The organism is Streptomyces sp. NPDC096136 (assembly GCF_044763325.1).
In the GTDB taxonomy this organism is placed as follows: domain Bacteria; phylum Actinomycetota; class Actinomycetes; order Streptomycetales; family Streptomycetaceae; genus Streptomyces.
In genome coordinates, this window is the sequence record NZ_JBIWFZ010000003.1 from 301,207 (window position 1) to 321,958 (window position 20,752).

Sequence of the window (20,752 nt, forward strand, 5' to 3'; positions counted from 1 at the left end):
ACCGGCCGTCGTACGTTGGGTTGTCCGGGCGAGGGACGGGAGGCGGCGGTGGGCGAGACGACGGTGGCCGGGGTGATGGCCGAGCTGGCCGGGCTGGAGGACGCGAAGACGCGGGCGGTGAACGAGCGGCACGGTGATGACCACGGGGTGAACCTCGGCAGACTGCGCGCGATCGCGAAGCGCCTGAAAACCCAACAGGAGCTGGCGCGGCAGCTATGGGAAACGCAGGACTCGGCAGCGAGACTGCTCTCCCTCCTCGTCTGCCGTCCGAAGGCCTTCGGACGCGACGAGCTGGACGGGATGCTGCGCGGGGCGCGGACGCCCAAGGTGCAGGACTGGCTCGTCGACTACGTCGTGAAGAAGAGCCCGCACGCCGAGGAGCTGAGGGTGGCCTGGTTCGCCGACCCGGACCCGGTGGTGGCGAGTGCGGGCTGGGCGCTGACCGTCGAGCGGGTGGCGAAGAAGCCGGAAGGCCTCGACCTCCCGGGGCTCCTCGACGCCATCGAGTCGCGGATGCAGGACGCCCCGGAGCGCCTGCAGTGGGCGATGAACCACTGCCTGGCCCAGATCGGAATCGAGCACGCCGGGTACCGGGCGCGGGCGATCGCGATCGGGGAGCGGCTGGGAGTCCTGAAGGACTACCCCGCGTCCCCGGGCTGCACGTCCCCGTACGCACCGGTCTGGATCGCCGAGATGGTGCGCCGGCGGTGAGTTCAGCAGGTCGAGCGGACCAGCAACCGACGGTCCATGCCAGCCCCGGGCGGCCGCCGGACGCGGGGATGGGGGCCGTGGCCGCGGGTGTGTGGCGCCCGGTCCGGGGCCTCCGCGGCGCCGGACCGGGGCCGTCAGTGGGCGCCGGCCAGGTTGGCGGCGGCGGCGTGGGTGTCCATGCGCTGGGCGGCGAGGATGGCCACGGCGGTGTCGGCGCGGGAGGCGGCGACGAGGAGGGCGCGGGCGGCGAGGTCGTGGGCGCGGCGGTGCAGGGCGGCGGTGTCGGCGCCGTCGGGCGGGGCCGGGTGGGAGACCCGGGCCGGCTGGGACCCGCGCAGGCGGGCCACCTGCTCCGCGATGCGGGCGGCGCCGCCGTCCTCCAGGCCGAGTTCGTCGGTGACGGCCAGCAGGGCCGCGAGGTGCCCGGCGAGCTGGATGTCGAGGGCTTCGCCCCGGCTGCTGTGCGGGTACTGGGGTTCGCTGCGGTTGCCGTCCACGACGTGGACGGCCGACTTGGAGCGGATCGGCTCGTACATGAGGAGGCCTCCTGCGGGGTCAGGAGACCATCCTACCTTGGATCCGTTCTAAAGTTGAGCTGCATCCGGAGTCTGGGACGGTACCCCCGCGTCCCGACCGTCAGTGCTGGCCGTAGCCGTCCAGGAAGCGGCCGATGCGGGTCACGGCGTCCGCGAGGTCCGTGGCGTTGGGCAGCGTCACGATGCGGAAGTGGTCGGGTTCGGGCCAGTTGAAGCCCGTGCCGTGCACGACCATGATCTTTTCGGCCCGCAGCAGGTCCAGGACCATCTGCCGGTCGTCCTTGATCTTGTAGACCGCCGGGTCCAGCTTCGGGAACAGGTACAGCGCGCCCTTCGGCTTCACGCACGTCACGCCCGGGATCTGCGTGAGCAGGTCGTACGCCGTGTCGCGCTGTTCCAGCAGCCGCCCGCCGGGGAGCACCAGGTCCACGATCGACTGCCGGCCGCCGAGCGCGGTGGCCACCGCGTGCTGCGAGGGCATGTTCGCGCACAGGCGCATGTTCGCGAGGATCGTCAGGCCCTCGATGTACGAGGAGGCGTGCTTCTTGGGGCCGCAGACCGCCATCCAGCCGGCCCGGTAGCCGGCGACGCGGTAGTTCTTGGAGAGGCCGTTGAAGGTGAGGACCATCAGGTCCGGGGCGATGGCGGCGGTGTTCGTGTGCGTGGCGCCGTCGTAGAGGATCCGGTCGTAGATCTCGTCCGAGCAGACGATCAGGTTGTGGCGGCGCGCGATGTCCGTCAGGCCCCGCAGCATCTCGTCGTCGTAGACGGCGCCGGTCGGGTTGTTCGGGTTGATGATCACGAGCGCCTTGGTGCGGTCGGTGATCTTGCGCTCGATGTCCGCCAGGTCGGGCATCCAGTCGGACTGCTCGTCGCACCGGTAGTGCACCGCCGTGCCGCCCGCCAGGCTGACGGAAGCCGTCCACAGCGGGTAGTCGGGGGCGGGGACCAGCACCTCGTCGCCGTCGTCGAGCAGCGCCTGCATCGACATCTGGATCAGCTCGGAGACGCCGTTGCCGAGGTAGATGTCCTCGACGTCCAGGTCGATGCCCTTGGTCTGGTAGTGCTGCATGACCGCGCGCCGGGCCGACAGCAGGCCCTTCGCGTCCCCGTAGCCGTGGGCGTTGCCCAGGTTGCGGAGCATGTCCTCGAGGATCTCCGGCGGGCACTCGAAACCGAAGGCCGCGGGGTTGCCGGTGTTGAGCTTGAGGATGCGATGACCTGCCGCTTCGAGCCGCATCGCCTCTTCGAGGACGGGTCCGCGGATCTCGTAGCAGACATTGGCGAGTTTCGTTGACTGGATCACCTGCATGACGGGAGCTTACGGGCCTCTCCGTTCGTCCGCTGGGGCATTCCGGCCGGACACCAGGGAGTGAAATGTCCCGTTTCAACTGATGGGCGGGTGGCTTCCCCGTCCACCCTTTGAAACGGCGGCCGTCCGACCGCTCCGGCCTGCGGATCGGATGGGGGAATGAGGGCGGCGCTCACTCCAGTGTTGCGCTCGTCACCCCCGTCGGGCCACCGGTGCGCCCTTCTGGGCCGAACGGGTGGGCCCCAACTCCCGGGCCCCCGGCGCCCGGCCCTCCGCCGGGGCCGGCGGACGGGTCGCGGACCCGCGGTCCCGTCCCCTGGACCAGGATTGACGGGCGGGTTTGTTTAGGTGAGCCTTACCTTGCTTTGGCGCGGCGTACGGCGCCGTGCCCGCCCGTCCGCCCGCTCGTTTCCCCCCGGAGCCCACCGCCATGTCCTCCTCCGCAGCCAGACCCTCGCCCCGCCCCGTCCGCCTGTACGACTCCTGGTGGACCGTGGCGGCGGGCGCGCTGTGCGCGCTGGTCGTCCTGGCGGCGGGGCTGTGGTGCTCCCTCCACCTGCAGGCCGACGCGGCCATGCACTCCGCCGCGCTCTTCGCGCACCTGGCCTCGCTGGTCCTCGGCTTCGGCGCGGTGCTCTCCGCCGACTACTACGGCGTCCTGTGGGCCACCGGCCGCTGCACCCTGGACGAGGTGGTCGCCGCGACCGCCCGCCTGCACGTGCCGATCTGGGCCGGCCTCGGCGGGCTCGTGGTCAGCGGGCTGATGCTGCACCCCGACGTCCACTCCCCGCTGACCCTCACCAAGCTGGGCCTGGTCGCCGCCCTCACCGTGAACGGCCTCCAGGCGGGCCTGCTGGGCCGGCGCCTCGGATCCGTCGAGGGCGAGGCCGGGCGCGGGCTGCTGCTCTGGGGCGGCGTGACCGCCCTGGTCTCCCAGGCCTGCTGGTGGGGCGCGGTCGTCATCGGCTTCCTCAACACCAACGGCTGACGGCGAGGTGACATCCCGGGCCCCCGGCGCGGGCCCCCGGCCGGGGGGCCGTGGCAGCATCGGCGCCATGCGCTACCGATACGCCACCGAGGCCGACGCGCCCGCCCTGGCCCGGATGTTCGCCGCCAACCACCACGACGCCCTGACCGAGGAGCAGCGCGCCGCGCAGGGCTTCGTCCAGGGCTCCTTCGACGCCGCCGCCCTGCGGGACATGGCCGCGGCCGGGGAGCTGCTGGTGGCCGACGACGGGGAGGGCCGGATCGCCGGGCTGCTCGCGCTGTCGGTCGCCGCGGACATGGCCGGCCCGCCGGCGGCGGTGACCGGGCTGCTGCGGGCCCAGGCCGACCTCGTATGGCGGGGCCGCCCGCTGGGCGAGGTGCCGTGGCTGCTGTACGGGCCGGTGGTGGTCGACGCCGGCTTCCGGGGGCGCGGCGTGGCCCGGGGCCTGTTCACGCGGGCCGTCGAGGCGTCGGCGGGCCGCGCCGAGGCCCTGGTGGCCTTCATCGAGGAGGGCAACGCCCCCTCCTGGCGGGTGCACGTCGACGCCTTCGGCATGACCCCGCTCGGCACGTACACGGTCTCCGGCCGCACCTACCACGCGGTGGCCGCCCCCGCCGGGGCGCAGGCGGCCCCCGGCCCGGTCAGCCCTCGATGATCACCAGCGGGAGCTCCCGGGGCCGCGCCGCCGCCTGGTGGTCGTCGAAGAGCGGCCACAGCGCCGTCATCGCCTCCCAGTAGGTCTCCCGCTCCTGCGGGTCCGCCGTCCGCGCCCAGGCCGGGAAGACCGCCGTGCCCACCTGGACGCGGACCTCCGGATGCGCGGCGAGGTTGCCGTACCAGGAGGGATGGTGCGGGCCGCCCGTGCCGGCGGCCACCACCAGCAGCCGGCCCGCGTCCCGCCCGTAGATCAGCGGGGTGCGCACCGCCCGGCCGGAGGCCCGGTCGAGGGTGGTCAGCAGCAGGGTGGGGACCCCGTGCCACAGGTGCCCGTCGGTGCCCCCGCTCGACACGTACGTCCGCACGTGTGCGAGGCGCGGCCCCGGACGCGGGTCCGTGGGGTGCTCCCAGTCGACGGCGACGGCGACGCTGTTCATCTGACCTCCGTAGGGCGTCCCCCCTACGGCTAACGAGTCTTCACCGATTCTGGATGCGGCGCGCCCGCGGCGCACCCCCGGCGCTCAGTCCAGCAGGGCCGCGCGCTCGATCACCACCGGTACGAGCGGCACGTGCCCGTGCCCGCCCGCCCGGCCCGTGCGGACGGCGGCGATGGAGTCCACGACGTCCCGGCCCTCGCCGACCACGCCGAAGACCGCGTAGCCGTAGCCGGTCGCGGTGGGCGCGCTGTGGTCCAGCGCCGGATTGTCGGCGGTGTTGATGAAGAACTGGGAGGTCGCCGAGTGCGGGACGCTGGTCCGGGCCATCGCCACCGCGAACCGGGTGTTCTTCAGCCCGTTGTCCGCCTCGTTGCGCACCGGCTCCCGCACCGGCTTCTGCCGCATGTCCGCGGTGAACCCGCCGCCCTGGTTCATGAACCCGGGGACCACCCGGTGGAAGACCGTCCCGTCGTAGTGGCCGCTCTCCACGTACGCGAGGAAATTGGCCACCGTCGCCGGCGCCCGCTCCGCGTCGAGGTCGATGACGATGGCGCCGAGGCTGGTGGTCAGCTTCACCTGGGGCATGTCGGTCCGGTCCCTTCCGGTGCTGAAACGTGCGCCTCAGCTTCGCAGAGGGTCACGGACGGGCCACGGCCCGGGGTGCGACCCCGGGCCGTGGCCACGGCAGTGCGTCCGGCCGGCCGCCGGCTACGGCAGGTAGCGCTCGATGACGGACGGGCCCTTCTCCTCGATCAGCTTCCGGGCCTTCTCGACCCGCTCCGGAGTCGGGTCGTGGCCGGTCGCCATCACCAGGTCCTCGGGGTCGTACGGCCGCTCACCGCCGGTGAAGAGCCGGTCCGACCGGGTGGGCTGCTCGTTGGTTTCACTGTCCATCGGATACCTCCTACGGTGCCCCAGGCCCCCATCCTCCGGCCCCGGCACCAAGAACGCACCTCGGGAACCGCGGGCCGCCGCGCGACCCGGCGCGCCGCCCGGCTCAGACGGCGGCGAGGGTCGCGGCCGCGCCGACCGCGATCAGCAGCCCGCAGATCGACAGGTTGACCTTCCGGTGCTCCCAGAACACCGCGACGAACTCGCGCAGCATGGCGCTCGGCAGGAAGTAGCGGGCGGTCGGCGAGCCCACGACCTGCCCGTTGACCCCGGTCTTGCGGGCCAGCATCGCGGCCCGGAAGGCGTGGAAGTTGTTGGTGACCACCACGCACCGGTAGCCCGGGTCGTGCGCCAGCATGATCTCCTTCGAGAACAGCATGTTCTCCTCGGTCGTCCGGGACCGGTCCTCCAGCGTGACGTGCTCCGCCGGAACCCCCTCGGCGATCAGCCAGTCCGCCATCGCCCGGGCCTCCGCGACCCGCTCGTCCGACCCCTTGCCGCCCGAGGTCAGCAGCACCGGCGGGCGCGAGCCGCGGGCCAGCTGGGCCTCGTAGACCTGCTTGCCCTTGCGCAGCCGCGAGGCCAGCAGCGGCGGCACGCGGTCCCCGCCGACCAGCCCGGAGCCCAGCATCACCACGTGGTCGACGTCGCCGCGCACCCTGATCCGGCCGTAGAGGAAGGCGTAGCCGAGGAAGCAGAGGAAGAGGAACGCGACATAGGCGACGACCAGGGTGAGGGTCGCCGCCATGCCGTTGAGGAGGGTGGAGCGGAACATCGGGACGACGATCAGCAGCGCGATCATCCCGAAGATCCCGAGCCCCGCGAGCATCGACAGCAGGTTGGCCGGACGGCGTCCCTCCTTGCGGATCATCGTCACGCCGTTGGCTATCAGGAAGGCGCCGATCGCCATCGTGCCGAGCGTGGGCGCGGCGAAGGCGAGCGCGATGATCGTCAGGGCCGCCCACCCCGGCAGCGCCGTCACCTGGAAGAGCAGGGCGGCCGAGAACGTGATGAGGGTCAGCCCGAACAGCACCGCGTTGCGGAAGCGGCGGCGGTCCTTGAACGCGCTGACGCACAGGGCGAGGAAGAGGAGGGCGGGGAGGACGAAGGCGGCCATGGCGTTCATCGTATGTGCCGCCCGACCGGTGCCGGCGGGGGCGAACGCCCGGGCCGGCGCAGGGGGTCCTACGCCCCAACGGCCGTTCTGCGGACGGACCGTCCGGCCAGGACGTCGGTCCGGCGCCCGTCCCGCATGACGAACCGTCCGTCGATCAGCACGTGCGGGATGCCGGTCGGCAGTGCGCGCGGGTTCTCGTACGTGGAGCCGGCCGCGACCGTCCGCGGATCGAAGAGCACCAGGTCCGCCCGGTACCCCTCGCGCACCAGCCCCCGGTCCGGCAGCCGCAGCCGCGCCGCCGGCCGGCCCGACAGGTGGGCGACGCACTCCTCCAGCGAGAGCACGCCCAGCTCGCGCACGTAGCGGCCGAGGTAGTGCGGGAAGGTGCCGTACGCCCGCGGGTGCGGCTTCGCGCCGTGCAGGATGCCGTCCGAGCCGCCGGTGTGGACGCGGTGGCGCATGATCGCCCGGACGTTCCCCTCGTGCCCGACGTGCTGGAGGACGGTCGTCCCCAGCCGGTCGTCCAGCAGGAGCCGGCGCGCCTGCTCCCAGCCGCGCAGGCGGGTGCCGACGTGGTGGGCGTGGGCGGGGTCCCCGGTCCCGGCCACCTCGACCGTCGCCCAGTCCACCGGCACGCCGTGGCAGCCGTCGGCACCCTCGACCTCCAGCGCGTACCGGATCCGCGCGGCGGTGGCGCCGTCGGCCAGCCGGGCCAGCAGGGCCTCGGGCCCGCCCTCGTGCGCCCAGCTCGGCAGCAGGGCGGCGAGGGTGGTGCAGCCGGGGGTGTACGGGTAGCTGTCGAGGGTGACGTCGGCCCCGTCGGCGAGCGCCCCGTCCAGCAGGGCCAGCAGCTCGGGGGCGCGGCCCTCGTTCTCCGCGAAGTTCATGGTGGCGTGCGCGAGGTGCAGGGCGCATCCGGTCTCCCGGGCCAGGCCGAGCATCTCGGCGTAGGCGGCGAGGGCGCCGCGCCCGTACGAGCGGTGGTGCGGGCAGTAGTAGCCGCCGTAGCGGGCCACGACCGCGCACAGCTCGGCGAGTTCGGCTCCCGAGGCGTACATGCCGGGGGTGTAGGTGAGCCCGGAGGACATCCCGACGGCGCCGTCCTCCATCCCCTCGGCGACCAGCCGCCGCATCCGGTCCGTCTCGGCGCGGGTGGCCGGCCGGTCCTCCCAGCCGAGGACGCAGGCCCGGACGGTCCCCTGGGGCACGAGGTAGGCGGCGTTCACGGCGCTGCCCCGTCCGCCGTGGGCCCGGTCCAGCCGGTCGAGGTACCCGCCGACGGTCCTCCAGTCGAAGTCGACGTCGTCCCCGCTCCCGTTCCACCCGGCGATCGCGGTCCGCACCTGCGCCAGGGTCGGCTCGTCCACGGGGGCGTACGACAGCCCGTCCTGGCCGAGGACCTCCAGGGTCACGCCCTGGGCGGCCTTCGCGCTGTGGTCCGGGTCGCGGAGCAGCGCGAGGTCGCTGTGGGCGTGCATGTCGACGAACCCGGGCGCGAGGACGAGCCCGTGCGCGTCGACGGTCCGCCGCCCGCCGCCGGGGAGCCGTCCGATGGCGGCGATCCGCCCCTCGTGGACGCCGACGTCGGCGGGGTAGGACGCCCCGCCGGTCCCGTCGGCGACCCGGGCTCCCCGGATGACGAGGTCCACCTCCTGGAGGCCCGTCTCCTAGAAGAAGGTCCGCACGTACTCGCGGACGGCGCCGTCCGCGCCGACGACCGGGATGAGCGGCCACTTCTCGAAGATGGTGCAGGGGTGCGACATCCCGAGCGCCACCCAGTCGCCGACCTGCACGGCGTCGGCGGCGTCGGTCTCCAGCCAGGCGTGCTGGTCGGACAGCTTGACGACGCGCACGCCCGCGGCGGCCCGCTCCTCGCCGGTGAGCGCGTCCCGGACGAGCTCGGCCTCGGGCAGCCCGAGGTCGTAGGCGATGTCGCGCTTGCCGGCGTTGACGAAGGCTTGGGTCGGGGACGGGCGCGAGACGACCTGCGTCCAGAGCCGGAACGCCGGGCGCAGCCCGCCCTCCTGCGGGACCCGGTTGAAGGGGGTCAGGCGGGTGTACCACCCGTGGTCGTGGGAGACGTAGGCGCCGGAGCGCAGCAGCTTGAGCACGGGCCGGGACAGCTCGGGCAGTTCCCCGAACACGTCGGCGACGGCGTCGAACCAGGCGGAGCCGCCGGCGCTGACGACGATCTCCTCGACGTCGGCCGCGAACCGCCCGGCCTTGTCGAACTCGACGGCGAGGGCGGTGAGCCGGCGCAGCCAGGCGTGCACCTTCTCCGGGTCCGCGTCGGGGACCTCGGCCTCGTACCCGGCGATGCCGACGAGGCGCAGGGAGGGGGCCGCGGCGACGGCGTCGGCGACGGCCCGGCAGTCCTCGTCGCTGCGGGCCCCGGTGCGGGCCCCTTCGCCGGCGCCGAGTTCGACGACGACGTCGACCCGGGCGGGCTGCCCCCGCAGGGCGCCGTCCATGAGCTCGACCCCGCGCACGGAGTCGACGTAGCAGACGAACCGGAAGCCGGGGTCGGCCGCGAGTTCGGCGGCGACCCAGCGCAGGGCGGCCGGGTCGACGAGCTCGTTGGCGAGGAAGATCCGCTGGATCCCGAAGGCCCGGTAGACGCGGGCCTGGTGGGGTACGGCGGCGGTGATGCCCCAGGCGCCGTGCTCCAGCTGGCGTTCGAAGAGCTGCGGGGCCATGCAGGTCTTGCCGTGCGGGGCGAAGGCGAGGTGGTGGCGTTGCGCGTACGCGCCGAGGACGGTGAGGTTGTGGTCGAGCGCGTCGGCGTCCAGGGTCAGCACGGGGGTGGTGAACCCGCCGGTGTGGAGGTCCCTGGCCTGCGCGGCCAGCTCGCCGACGGTGAGGCCGGCGGCCTCGGCGTCCGGGGGGAGGCCCTTGAAGCGGTGGTCGACGGGTTCGGCGGCGAGGCGTCGGACGGCGTCGCTGGGCATGGGGCCTCCTGGTGGTGCGGGTGGTGCCTGTGGTGTAACACCGGTGACGACGAGGGGTCAATGCCGTGCGGTTCCGGCGGCGGGGCGGGGCGGAGGGCGCCCGCCCTAGCGAACTGCTCGAACCGCGGCCACCCGCACCCCGTGCCGCTGACACCATCGGTGCGGAGCACCGCTCCGCACCGGACACCACGAACCCGCCGGAGGATCCCGTGAGCGAGAAGACCGCCGTCACCCCCGAGTCCCACCCCGCAGCCCCCGCGAAGTTCTCGCACGGCGTGCGCAAGGGCAACATCCTCCAGGTAGCCGGCCAGGTCGGCTACCTGCCCGCCGCCGACGGCCGGCCGCCGGCCGTCGCCGGCCCGACCCTGCGCGAGCAGACCCTGCAGACGCTGGAGAACGTCCGCTCCGTCCTGGAGGCGGGCGACGCGGGCTGGGACGACGCGGTGATGATCCGCGTCTACCTGACCGACACGGCCCACTTCGCCGAGATGAACGAGATCTACGACGCCTACTTCGAGGAGCAGGGCGTCAAGGTCCCCGCCGCCCGCACCACGGTGTACGTCGGCCTGCCCGCCGGTCTGCTGATCGAGATCGACGCCCTCGCCGTCCTCGGCTGAGCACGGGGGAGGGGCGCCCCCCTGGCGGCGGGGCGCCCCGGACCTTCGGCCCCGGCTGCGGCTAGGCGCAGTACTGGGCTTCCTTGCCGATCGAGCGGTACATGCAGTCCGCGTTCTCCAGCAGCTGGAGCACCGCGTCCTTGTTGCGCGCCGTCTCGCGGTCGATGACCTCGTCGGGCGGGTAGAAGCCGCCGCCACCGCCGGTGTCGGACGGGTACATCTCGAAGGTGTAGGCGAAGACCTTCTGGTCGCCCCACAGCCAGTCGTCGATCGTGCCGTCGGTGATGTACAGGTCGCTGGACTGCTCCGGCGTGTAGCCGTTGCTGGCGGCCATGCTGGTGCCGATCTTCTTGTAGACCGCGAGGTCGTCCGCGGTCAGCCCCGGCGCGGTGTCGTTGTACGTCCACCCGAAGGGCCACAGCACGAGTTCGCTGTAGGTGTGGAAGTCGATGGCGGCCTTGATCTGCTGCTTGCCCCCGACGATGCGGCTGCGCACGAAGTCGGAGACCACCTTCACCTCGGGCGCCGACGCGGCGGCCGGTCCGCGGTAGGTCTCGGAGCTCTTGCTGCTGCTGGAGCCGCCGCAGCAGCCCCACTTGTAGTCCCAGTTGCGGTTGAGGTCGGTGCCCACGGCCGAGGAGCCGGAGTTGGGCTGCCGGTTCTTGCGCCAGGAGCGGTACGAGCCGGTGGCGATGTCGTACTCGCCGCCGTCCGGGTTGAGGTCCGGGACGACCCAGATCTCGCGGCTGTTCACCATGTTGGTGATCCGGGAGTCGCTGCCGTACTTGGAGCCGAACTCCTGGAGCAGGTACAGGGCCATCTCGACGGTCAGGTGCTCGCGGGCGTGCTGGTGGGCGGTGAAGAGCACCTCGGGCTCGTCCTCGTCCGTGCCCACGTTGTCGCTGATCTTGATCGCGACGATGTCCCGGCCCTGGTACGACTTCCCGATGACCCGCTTGCTCATGATCCCGGGGTACTGGGCGATGCGCTGGTCGATCTCCGCGCTCGCCTCGGCGTAGTTGTGGTACTTGGAGTCCGCCGAGGGGAAGTCCATCGGGCGGGTCGCGACGCCGCGCTCGGAGCGGTCCGGCGGGCCGGCCAGGGCGGTCAGCTGGTAGCCGCGGGCGCGCAGGGCCTTGGCCTGTGCCGGGTCGGCGCTGACCACGACCGAGCGGGCGTCGACCTCGTCGATGGAGACGCCGCTGCTCAGCAGGGCGGTGCGCTCGGCGGCCGTGGACGGGCCCTTGACCTCGTACTGGACGACCGCCTCGTCCTGGGTGGCCGTCGAGGGGGTGGGCGGCGGGGCTGCCGTCGCGCTCATGCCGTAGGCGGGTGCGCCGAGCGCGAGCGCCAGCAGGGCGGCCGTGACGGCGGCCCTCCGGCGGGTGTGGAGCCGCATGCGTTCTCCTGGGTGGAGTGTGGGGGTAGCCGTGCGGACGCGCACAGCGTGCTCTTGTGGCATGTCCCGGTCAATAGCCTCAGGCGTACCCGGTGCTGCGCACCGGACCGAATCAGCCACCCCCACACACCTACCGCCTACGGCAGCCCGTGCACCTTCGGACCCACCGCGTTCGACCAGGTACTACCCGCCTTGGCGTCCCAGTTGGTCGACCAGGTCATCGCCCCGCGCAGTCCCGGCCAGGTCTTCGACGGCTTGAAGGACCCGCAGTTCGTCCCCCGCGCCAGGCAGTCCAGGGCGTTGTTCACGACCGTCGGCGACACGTACCCGCTGCCGGCGCCGCTCGGGGAGGCCGGGACGCCGATGCCCACCTGGGAGGGGTCGAGCCCGCCCTCCAGCTGGATGCAGGCCAGGGCGGTCAGGAAGTCCACCGAGCCCTGGGAGTACACCTTGCCGTCGCAGCCGTTCATCGCGCCGCTGTTGTAGTACTGCATGTTCACGACGGTGAGGATGTCCTTCACGGCCAGCGCGGTCTTGAAGTACCCGCCCTGCGCGGACTGCATGTCGATGGTCTGCGGGGCCATCGTCAGGACCAGCGAGGGGCCCGCCTTCGCCGACAGGGCGCGCAGCGCCTGGGTCATGTACGTCGGGTCGAGGCCGTTCTCCAGGTCGATGTCGATCCCGCTGAAGCCGTACTCCTGCATCAGCGCCCAGGCCGAGTTCGCCAGGTTCGTCGCGGAGGCGGAGTCATTGACCGAGATCGTGCCCTTCTCGCCGCCGATGGAGAGCACGACGGACTTGCCGGCCGCCTTCTTCGCCGCGACGTCCGCCTTGAACTGCGCGACGGTGTAGCCGCCGAGGCCGGCCGAGTCGAGGGTGAAGGAGATGCCCCCGGGCGTCGCCGTGGCGTCGGCGAAGGAGACGGCGATGATGTCGTACTGGGCCGAGACGTCGGAGAGCCTCTGGACCGTCGCCCCGTTGTCGAAGTTCTGCCAGTAGCCCGTCAGGGCGTGCCGGGGAACCGACGGGTTGGGGTTCGGGTTGCCCCCGCCGCCGGTCGTGGTGCCCGTCACCGGAGCGGACTTCGGCCCCTCGCCGGCCGCGTTGTAGGCGCTCACCTGGAAGGAGTACGAGGTGGCGGCGGTGAGCCCGGTGATCTGCGCCGAGGTGCCGGTCACCGACCGGACGCGGACGCCGTCCTGGTAGACGTGGTAGCCCCCCGCCCCGCCGACCGCGTTCCACGCGAGGGTGAGCGACGTGTCGCCCTGGCCGGAGACCGAGGGCGCGGCGGGGGCGCCCGGGAGGCTCGGGCCGGGGTCGGTGCCGCCGCCCCCGTCGGGGCCGAAGACGCTGAACTCGTCCACGAGGTAGGCCGGCTGGCCGTACCAGCCGTGGGTCCAGACGGTGACCCGGGTGGTGTTCGGGCCGGTGGTGAAGGTGGTCGACAGCTTCTGCCAGCCGCCGCCCGAGCCGGGGGTCCAGGTGGAGACGTCCTGGGTGCCGGTGCCGGTCGCGCCCAGGTAGACGTACGAGCCCTGCACCTGGGTGCTGAGGGTGTACGTGGAATTCGGCTTGACCGTGACGGTCTGGCTGCACTGGGCGTTGTCCTGCCCCGCCGGGGCGGCGCGCAGGGCGCCCGAGCCGGCGTAGACGGGCGAGGCGACGACGGCGCCCGAGCCGCCGGAGCAGGACCAGCCGGTGAGGCCGGACTCGAAGCCCCCGTTGCGGGCGACGTCGACGTCGGCGGCCTGGGCGGTGCCCGTCGCGAGGGCGGAGAGCCCGCCCGCGGCAAGGGTGGCGGCGCCCAGCAGGGCGAGGGAGCGCATGCGGTTCACGTGGACTCCGTGGGGGGAGTGGAGGGGTGGGGCGGAAGGGGGTTCGCGTGGGGATCGAAGGGGCGGGGGAGTGGGGTCCCCCGTGGGGAAGTGCCGGCGCAGCCAAGTTGGTCCAGACCAATCCTGGTGTCAAGGGTGTTTGCGAAGTGGCTTGAAATGAATGGGATCCGGATCCCTGTTGTCCGGGTTTTTCGTCACCTGCGAGCGGTGCTTCCGGTACGGGAATTCCCAAGCCCCTGACCAGCCAGGGGTGACGCGGATATGGTGCTGGGGCAAGGGGGAAGGCGCGTCGGACGTTTGCGGTCGCGCAGGGTCATGCGCGCGGCCGCGTGCGCGTGCGCGTGCGTGACGGCCCGGGGAACGGCCGTCGCGCACCGGGTGAACGGGGGGATTCGCGTGCCGACCGCCATCGCTGTCACCAGTGCCGATCTGGTGCTGCCGGCCCCCGACCGGCACACCCCCGGAGCCGCCGTCCTGAGTCCGCCCGGTGAGGCCGACCTGGAGACCGCGCTCGCCGAGACCACCGCCCTGCTGGAGCGGCACGGCCACCTCGTGGCCCTCGTGCCGCCCTGGCTGCCCCCGGCCACCGTCCGCCGGCTGCACACCGTCCGGGCCATCCTGGAGACCGACCGGATCGCCCTGCTCGACGTCGACCTCCCGCCGCTGGGCACGGCCGTGCTGGCCCGTCAGCTGCGCCAGCTCACCGTCAGCGACTTCAGCCCCGGCGTGCTCGCCTCCGCCGCCCGGCTGCTGTCCCACTACGTCTACGCGGGCGCCCTGCTGGGCAGCGTCGCCAAACTGGACCGGGTCCCCGTCGGGCTCAAGGCCCACGCCCGCTCCTGGTCGCCGAGCGCCCAGTTCGCCGTACTGGCCCACCCGCAGCCGCACCTGGCCAGGCTCGGCGGCTCCGCGGCGGCGGCCCACTCGGGGGTGCTGCCCCCCGGCCCCGCCTTCGCCACCCACCTCACCTTCGCCCGCGGACAGCTCTCCTCCGACTGGGTCGCGGCCGAACTGGCCCCCGCCTGGAAGGTGCAGGGCGTGATGGAGAACCCGCTCCCGGCCGACTCGCCCCGCTGGTGGGCCACCCCCAAGCTGGTCGAGTTCGCCGCCGCCATCCCGGACGTCTCCGTCCTCTACCAGCTCGTCGCCTCGGTCCGCCGCGAGCAGTGCCGCTGGTGCGGCTTCGAGCTCATCGGCGACCGCTGCGGCTTCTGCTCCGCCCCGCTCGCCGCACCACCGCCCGAGGTCCCCGCCGCCCGCTCCGCCACCCGCACCAGATCCGGATCCTGACCGCCCGAACGAACGAAGAACGGCGAGGTAAGTCGGCTCATGAACTCACGCCAGCGCCGCGGCGTCATCCTGCTGCTCCTGTCGGCCCTGTGCGCCCTCGCGGCGTTCGCCGGGGTGCTCGTGGTCATCGGCGACGTCAACTCCAAGGTCGGCGCCGAGGTCGTCGCGTACCGCGTCAAGGGCGACATCGCGCCGTACAGCGCCCTGTCCGCGGGTCAGTTCGAGGAGGTCAAGGTCCCCAAGCGGTGGCTGTCCGACACCGCCGTCAGCGACCTCGGGAGCCTCCAGGGCAAGATCGCGCTCACCACCCTGAAGAAGGGATCCCTGCTGCAGAGCGACATGTTCGTCGACAAACCCCAGCTCCAGCCCGGAGAGCAGGAGATCGCCATCATGATCGACGCGGCCACCGGCGTGGCCGGCAAGATCACCTCCGGCGCCAAGGTCAACATCATCGCCACCTTCAAGGGCGCCAAGGAGTCCGAGCCCTCCCGCTCGGTGATCATCGTCGCCAACGCCCGGGTCCTGGGCGTCGGCAAGCTCACCGCCCTCGACAAGGACAGCGACAAGAAGGGACCGGCCGAGGCCGTCCCGATCACCTTCGCCCTGAACACCAAGGACACCCAGCGCGTCGCCTACGCCGAATCCTTCGCGGAGCACGTCCGCCTGGCCCTCGTCGCCCCCGGCACCGACTCCACGCCCGGCCCGACCGACCGCACGTACACCCTCGACGGGGACAGGTGAGGCGCGGATGACCACTCGGATCCTCCCCGCGGCCGGCGACCCCGACGCCGCCCGCTCCGTCGTCGCCCTGCTCAGCCAGCTCCCGGACGCCGAGCCCGCGCCGCCCGTCCCCGACTCCACCTCCCTCCTCGACGCCCTGGGCCGCCTCGCCGCCGACTCCGTCGACGAACTCCCCGAGGTCGTCCTCGTCCACGAGCGGATCGGGCCCGTCCCCGCGCTGGAGCTCGTCCGCGAGGTCGCCCTGCGCTTCCCGGCCGTCGGCGTGGTCCTGCTCTCCTCGGACACCGGGCCCGGGGTGTTCTCCGCCGCCATGGACTCCGGCGCGCGCGGCCTGGTCGGCCTGCCCCTGCACTACGAGGAGCTCGCCGCCCGCGTCGGCGCGGCCGCGCAGTGGTCCGCGGGCGTGCGCCGCCACCTGGGCCGGGGTGCGGAGGCCGCCTCCGGCCCGGGCGGCCGGGTGGTCACCGTCAGCGGGGCCAAGGGGGGCGTGGGCACCACCTTCACCGCCGTCCAGTTCGCCCTGGCCGCGGCCGCCTCGGGACGGCGCACGGCCCTCGTGGACCTCGACCTCCAGGCCGGCGACGTCGGCTCGTACCTCGACGTCCAGTTCCGCCGCTCGATCGCCGACCTCGCCGGCATCCAGGACATCTCGCCCCGGGTCCTCCAGGACGCCGTCTACGAGGACCGCAGCGGCCTCGCCCTGCTGCTGGCGCCGGCGGACGGGGAGCGCGGCGAGGACCTCGACGAACGCGCCACCCGGCAGGTGCTCAGCGCCCTGCGCGCCCGCTACGAACTGGTCGTGGTCGACTGCGGCACCCAGGTGACGGGCGCCAACGCCACCGCCGTCGAACAGGCGGACGTGGCGGTCCTGGTCACCACCCCCGACGTGGTCGCGGTACGGGCGGCGAAGCGGATGGTCCGGATGTGGGAGCGGCTCCAGGTGCGCAAGGCGGAGGACACCGCGCTGGTGGTCAACCGCTGGAGCAGGCACACCGAGATCCAGCCCTCGCTGATCGAGAAGATCACCAAGACCCGTCCGACCCGCACGCCGGTCCCCGCCGCCTTCAAGGAGCTCCAGGGGGTGGTGGACGCGGGCCGGGTGCAGGACCTCGACAACCGCTCGACGGTCAAGCAGGCCCTGTGGGCCCTGGCGGGGGAGCTGGGGCTGCTGTCGGCCCCGCAGCCGGGGCCGGCGGCTGCGGGGCAGGCCCCCGCGGGTTCGGCCCTGGCGGTCCGGGCCGTCGGGCCGGTGGCGCGGTTGCGGTGCGGCCGGGAGGGCTGACGGATGCGCCGGTGGCCGGGGGAGCGGGACCGTGACCGGGGGCAGGCGGCCCTGGAGTTCGTGGGCATGGTGCCGCTGATCCTGCTGCTCGTGGCGGCCGTGTGGGAGTGCGTACTGATCGGGTACGCGTTCTCCCTGGCCGGGAACGCCGCCGACGAGGGGGCGCGGGCGGGCGCCGTGCACGGCGACGGGGCCTGCCAGGCGGCTGCCGCCGAGCACATCGGGGGCGCGTGGGGCATGACGGCGGACTGCGGCGGGTCCGGCGACGTCTACAAGGCCACGGTCAGGCTCAGGGTCCCCGTCCTCTACCCCGGCCTGAACTTCGGCGAGATCACCGGAACCGGGGGCGCGGCGATGGAGAAGGAGGCGGAGTGACATGGGTCGTACGCGACACACCCGCCCCGGCACCGGGCCCCGGCCGCGGACGCGGTCAGGGGACCGGGACCGGGGCCAGGTGGCCCTGGAGTACATCGGCTTCGTCCCGATCCTCCTCTTCGTCGCCCTCTGCGGGATCCAGCTGGGCTGGATCGCGTACGTCCACGAACAGGCGGGCACCGCCGCCCGCACCGCCGCCCGCGTCGAGGCCCGCAAGGGATCGGGCGGGGCGGCGGCCGGACAGGCCGCCGTCCGGGGCGGCCTCACCGCCGACGTGAGCCTGACCAAGACCGCCGACGCGGTCACCGCCACCGTGACCATCCCCATCGCCTCGATCGTCCCCGGCCTCTCCGTGGACCCGGCGAAGGCCACCGCCGTGATGCCCAACGACGATCCGACCGGAGCCCGCCCATGAGCCTGCGTTCCCGGGTCAACACCCCGGACGACCGCCACGGTCCCCGCGAGGACGGCCGGCTCGTCCCCTCCTACCGCGCCAAGCTGCTGGAGGAGATCGACCTCGCCGAGATGTCCGCGCTCGCGCCCGCCGAGCGCCGGGCCCGCCTGGAGCGGGTGCTCGGCCACATCATCAGCCGCGAGGGCCCCGTCCTCTCCACCGCCGAACGCGCCCAGCTGATCCGCCGCGTCGTGGACGAGGCCCTCGGCCTCGGCGTGCTCGAACCGCTCCTGGAGGACGCCTCCATCTCCGAGATCATGGTCAACGGCCCCGACCAGATCTTCGTCGAGCGCGCCGGCCGGGTCGAACAGCTGCCCCTGCGCTTCGCCTCGCACGAGCAGCTGATGCAGACCATCGAGCGCATCGTCTCCACCGTCAACCGCCGCGTGGACGAGTCCAATCCGATGGTCGACGCGCGCCTGCCCAGCGGCGAGCGCGTCAACGTCATCATCCCGCCGCTGTCCCTCACCGGCGCGACCCTCACCATCCGCCGCTTCCCGCGCGCCTTCACCCTGCACGAGATGATCGCCCTCGGGTCGCTCGACGAGCAGATGCTGCTCCTGCTCTCGGGGATGGTCCAGGCGCGCATGAACGTGATCGTCTCCGGCGCCACCGGCACCGGGAAGACCACCCTCCTCAACGCCCTCTCCGGCCTGATCCCGGAGGGCGAGCGCGTCATCACCATCGAGGACTCCGCCGAGCTCCAGCTCCAGCAGGCGCACGTCATCCGGCTCGAATCCCGCCCGCCCAACGTCGAGGGCAAGGGCCAGATCACCATCCGCGACCTCGTGCGCAACTCCCTGCGCATGCGCCCCGACCGCATCATCGTCGGCGAGGTGCGCGGCGGCGAGACCCTCGACATGCTCCAGGCGATGTCCACCGGCCACGACGGCTCCCTCGCCACCGTCCACGCCAACAGCTCCCAGGACGCGCTGATGCGCCTCCAGACCCTCGCCTCCATGTCGGAGGTCGAGATCCCCTTCGAGGCGCTCCAGGACCAGATCAACAGCGCCGTCAACGTCATCGTGCAGCTCACCCGCTTCGGGGACGGCTCGCGCCGCGTCACCGAGATCTCCGTCCTCGACTCGCACGGCCGCGAGCCGTTCCGGATCACCACCGTCTGCCGCTACGTCGCCCAGCCCATGGCCGCCGACGGACGCGTCCACGGCTACTTCGCCTACGCCCCCCTGCCGCGCCGGACCGCGGAGCGCCTCTACATGAACAACCAGCCGATCCCCCAGGCCTTCGGGGTCGCCCCGCCCGAGGACCACCTCGACCCGCTGACCTCACGGACCGTCCTGTGACCCACCTCGTCCTCCTCACCCTCGGCGCCACCCTGCTGGCCGGCCTGTTCGTCTCCCTCGGGGTGCACGCCTACTCCGCCGGCCTCGCCCAGCGCGCCGCCCTCGTCGAACGCCTCGCCGCCGAGGGCGCCCCGGAACCCGCCGGCCGCCGGCGCCGCTTCCCCGGTGTCGACCGGCGCCTGCGCAGGACGCGGCTCGGCCGGCGCATCGAGCTGAAGCTGGCGACCACCGGCCTGGACCTCACCCCGGGCGAGTTCCTCGTCTACGTGCTGATGGCGGTCGCCGGGGTCTGGCTGCTCTCGGCCGCCCTCCTCGCGCCCTTCTTCGGCCCGGTCGCCGGCCTGATCGGCCTGTGGGCCGCGAACGCCTTCCTCGCCTGGCAGCGGGCCCGGCGCACCGAGCGCTTCGTCAACCAGCTGCCGGAGCTGGCCCGGATCCTCGCGAACGCCACCCAGGCCGGACTCGCCCTGCGCACGGCCATCGGGATCGCGGCCGAGGAACTGGAGGCCCCGGCGGGGGAGGAGCTGGCCCGGGTCGCGGACCGGCTCGCGGTGGGGCACTCCGTCGAGGAGTCGCTCGGGGAGATCGTGGACCGGCTGCCGTCGCGGGAGCTGGTCGTCCTCGTCTCCACCCTCGTGCTGTCGGCGCGGGCGGGCGGCGCCATCGTCGGGAGCCTGCGCAACCTCGTCGTCACCCTGGAGCAGCGCAAGGAGACGCGCCGGGAGATCCGTACGCAGCTCTCGCAGGTCACCGTCACCGCCTACCTGGTCCCGGCGATCGGGCTCGGCTCGCTGCTGCTGGTCGACACGATGATGCCGGGCGCGCTGGACCGGATGACCGGCGCCCTGATCGGCCAGACGGCGGTCCTGATCGCCCTGGGCCTGTTCACGCTCGGCTTCGTCCTCATCCGCCGCCTGTCGAAGATCGACGTCTGACGGGAGGACGACGAGACCCATGAGCCCCTACCTCCCGATCCTGCTGGCCGCCGTGACGGCCCTCTCGGTCTTCGGCATCCTCCACGGCATCCGCCTCTACCGCGCCGACGCGGCCCTCCCGACCGACCTCGCCCTCGCCCTGGAGGTCGGCTCCTCCCGCACGACGGCCGTCGGCTCGCTCGTCGACCGGCTCGGCATCCGCTGGGCGCCGCTGGTGCTGCGGCTGATGGGCCCCCGGCGGGTGGCGCGCAAACGCGCCCAGATCGACCGCGCCGGCAACCCGGCCGGCCTGACCATCGACCGGTACGCGGCCCGGCGCGCGGTCTACGGCTTCCTCGGCGGGCTCGGCGCCTTCGCGATGCTCCTCAACGGTCAGCTGGTCGTCGCCCTCCTCATGGTCGCGTTCGGGCTGTTCTGGATCGAGGCGGGCCTGTGGTCGGCGATCCGGGTCCGCCGCGACGACATCGAGCGCACCCTCCCCGACTTCCTCGACGTCCTCGCGGTCGTCGTCAGCGCGGGACTCGGCTTCCGGCAGGCGCTGGAACGGGTGGCGGCCAAGTACGAGGGCCCCTGGGCGGACGAGGTCCGCATCACCCTCCAGCAGATGGACATGGGCGTCAGCCGCCGCCAGGCCTTCGACGAACTGCGCCGCCGCAACGACAGCGAACAGGTCGCCCAGTTCGTCACGGCCCTCCAGCAGGGCGAGGAACTCGGATCGCCCATCGTCGACACCCTGATCGCCATCGCCGAGGACATGCGCCGCACGGACGCCCAGAACGCCCGGCGCCGCGCCGCCCGCGCCGTCCCCAAGGCCACCTTCGCGGTGACCATGTTCATGCTGCCCGGGACCCTGATCCTGCTGGTCTGCGGCTTCGTCTACGGCGCGAACGTGGACTTCGGCGCCCTGCTGGGCGGTGACTGAC

The 20,752-nt window shown here is 73.1% G+C and carries 22 protein-coding genes; 12 read left to right on the forward strand and 10 right to left on the reverse strand.

Features of this window, described 5'->3' with window-relative positions; all coding sequences use genetic code 11:
* Positions 1-75: 75 nt before the first annotated feature.
* Positions 76-711: a DNA alkylation repair protein gene (locus tag ACIRBY_RS07665; protein WP_403898227.1), complete on the forward strand. Its 636-nt coding sequence runs from the start codon at positions 76-78 to the stop codon at positions 709-711.
* Positions 712-845: 134 nt separating this feature from the next.
* Here the strand turns inward: ACIRBY_RS07665 and ACIRBY_RS07670 are convergent, their stop codons facing one another.
* A complete protein-coding gene (locus ACIRBY_RS07670) occupies positions 846-1,247 on the reverse strand; it encodes a hypothetical protein (RefSeq protein ID WP_403897511.1) in 402 nt (133 codons plus the stop codon).
* Between the two features lie 100 nt (positions 1,248-1,347).
* Positions 1,348-2,559 (reverse strand): pyridoxal phosphate-dependent aminotransferase, encoded by a 1,212-nt coding sequence (locus ACIRBY_RS07675; protein ID WP_366450253.1) that lies wholly within the window; start codon positions 2,557-2,559, stop codon positions 1,348-1,350.
* A gap of 430 nt (positions 2,560-2,989) precedes the next feature.
* Between ACIRBY_RS07675 and ACIRBY_RS07680 the strand changes: the two genes are divergently transcribed.
* A complete protein-coding gene (locus ACIRBY_RS07680) occupies positions 2,990-3,547 on the forward strand; it encodes a hypothetical protein (RefSeq protein WP_403897513.1) in 558 nt (185 codons plus the stop codon).
* A gap of 67 nt (positions 3,548-3,614) precedes the next feature.
* Positions 3,615-4,202, forward strand: coding sequence for a GNAT family N-acetyltransferase (locus ACIRBY_RS07685; RefSeq protein ID WP_403897516.1), 588 nt, complete (start codon positions 3,615-3,617; stop codon positions 4,200-4,202).
* Here the strand turns inward: ACIRBY_RS07685 and ACIRBY_RS07690 are convergent.
* From ACIRBY_RS07690 to ACIRBY_RS07715, 6 genes are all read right to left on the reverse strand, one after another.
* Positions 4,189-4,641, reverse strand: coding sequence for a nitroreductase family deazaflavin-dependent oxidoreductase (locus tag ACIRBY_RS07690; RefSeq protein ID WP_403897519.1), 453 nt, complete (start codon positions 4,639-4,641; stop codon positions 4,189-4,191). The genes ACIRBY_RS07685 and ACIRBY_RS07690 overlap by 14 nt on opposite strands.
* A gap of 84 nt (positions 4,642-4,725) precedes the next feature.
* On the reverse strand, positions 4,726-5,226 hold the full coding sequence (locus ACIRBY_RS07695) for a peptidylprolyl isomerase (protein WP_403897521.1): 501 nt from the start codon (positions 5,224-5,226) through the stop codon (positions 4,726-4,728).
* Positions 5,227-5,349: 123 nt separating this feature from the next.
* Complete coding sequence (locus tag ACIRBY_RS07700; protein ID WP_365153951.1) at positions 5,350-5,535, reverse strand: hypothetical protein; 186 nt, start codon at positions 5,533-5,535, stop codon at positions 5,350-5,352.
* A gap of 103 nt (positions 5,536-5,638) precedes the next feature.
* Positions 5,639-6,649, reverse strand: a complete 1,011-nt coding sequence (locus ACIRBY_RS07705; protein WP_403897524.1) for a YdcF family protein — start codon at positions 6,647-6,649, stop codon at positions 5,639-5,641.
* A gap of 68 nt (positions 6,650-6,717) precedes the next feature.
* Positions 6,718-8,298 (reverse strand): amidohydrolase family protein, encoded by a 1,581-nt coding sequence (locus tag ACIRBY_RS07710; RefSeq protein WP_403897527.1) that lies wholly within the window; start codon positions 8,296-8,298, stop codon positions 6,718-6,720.
* 18 nt (positions 8,299-8,316) lie between these two features.
* On the reverse strand, positions 8,317-9,597 hold the full coding sequence (locus ACIRBY_RS07715) for an amino acid deaminase (protein WP_403897530.1): 1,281 nt from the start codon (positions 9,595-9,597) through the stop codon (positions 8,317-8,319).
* A gap of 209 nt (positions 9,598-9,806) precedes the next feature.
* On the opposite strand from ACIRBY_RS07715, the gene ACIRBY_RS07720 reads away from it, so the two are divergent.
* A complete protein-coding gene (locus ACIRBY_RS07720) occupies positions 9,807-10,214 on the forward strand; it encodes a RidA family protein (RefSeq protein ID WP_403897532.1) in 408 nt (135 codons plus the stop codon).
* A 61-nt stretch (positions 10,215-10,275) separates the two neighbouring features.
* Here the strand turns inward: ACIRBY_RS07720 and ACIRBY_RS07725 are convergent, their stop codons facing one another.
* Entirely contained in the window at positions 10,276-11,613 is a 1,338-nt protein-coding gene (locus tag ACIRBY_RS07725; RefSeq protein WP_403897534.1) for a M14 family metallopeptidase, read from the reverse strand.
* 137 nt (positions 11,614-11,750) lie between these two features.
* Complete coding sequence (locus tag ACIRBY_RS07730) at positions 11,751-13,439, reverse strand: chitinase (protein WP_403898230.1); 1,689 nt, start codon at positions 13,437-13,439, stop codon at positions 11,751-11,753.
* Between the two features lie 405 nt (positions 13,440-13,844).
* Here ACIRBY_RS07730 and ACIRBY_RS07735 point away from each other — a divergent pair, with 405 nt between their 5' ends.
* From ACIRBY_RS07735 to ACIRBY_RS07770, 8 genes are read left to right on the forward strand one after another with little or no spacing between them, the layout of a single operon-like run.
* Positions 13,845-14,738 (forward strand): hypothetical protein, encoded by an 894-nt coding sequence (locus tag ACIRBY_RS07735; protein WP_403897537.1) that lies wholly within the window; start codon positions 13,845-13,847, stop codon positions 14,736-14,738.
* A 39-nt stretch (positions 14,739-14,777) separates the two neighbouring features.
* A complete protein-coding gene (gene cpaB / locus ACIRBY_RS07740; protein WP_403897540.1) occupies positions 14,778-15,479 on the forward strand; it encodes a Flp pilus assembly protein CpaB in 702 nt (233 codons plus the stop codon).
* A gap of 7 nt (positions 15,480-15,486) precedes the next feature.
* On the forward strand, positions 15,487-16,761 hold the full coding sequence (locus ACIRBY_RS07745) for a CpaE family protein (RefSeq protein ID WP_403897543.1): 1,275 nt from the start codon (positions 15,487-15,489) through the stop codon (positions 16,759-16,761).
* A gap of 3 nt (positions 16,762-16,764) precedes the next feature.
* Complete coding sequence (locus tag ACIRBY_RS07750) at positions 16,765-17,136, forward strand: TadE/TadG family type IV pilus assembly protein (RefSeq protein ID WP_403897545.1); 372 nt, start codon at positions 16,765-16,767, stop codon at positions 17,134-17,136.
* A gap of 1 nt (position 17,137) precedes the next feature.
* A complete protein-coding gene (locus tag ACIRBY_RS07755; RefSeq protein WP_403897548.1) occupies positions 17,138-17,551 on the forward strand; it encodes a TadE/TadG family type IV pilus assembly protein in 414 nt (137 codons plus the stop codon).
* Positions 17,548-18,894, forward strand: coding sequence for a CpaF family protein (locus ACIRBY_RS07760; protein WP_042816053.1), 1,347 nt, complete (start codon positions 17,548-17,550; stop codon positions 18,892-18,894). The genes ACIRBY_RS07755 and ACIRBY_RS07760 overlap by 4 nt, the downstream gene beginning before the upstream one ends.
* Complete coding sequence (locus ACIRBY_RS07765; RefSeq protein ID WP_403897551.1) at positions 18,891-19,829, forward strand: type II secretion system F family protein; 939 nt, start codon at positions 18,891-18,893, stop codon at positions 19,827-19,829. The genes ACIRBY_RS07760 and ACIRBY_RS07765 overlap by 4 nt, the downstream gene beginning before the upstream one ends.
* Before the next feature lie 19 nt (positions 19,830-19,848).
* Complete coding sequence (locus tag ACIRBY_RS07770) at positions 19,849-20,751, forward strand: DUF5936 domain-containing protein (RefSeq protein WP_403897554.1); 903 nt, start codon at positions 19,849-19,851, stop codon at positions 20,749-20,751.
* Position 20,752: the final 1 nt, after the last annotated feature.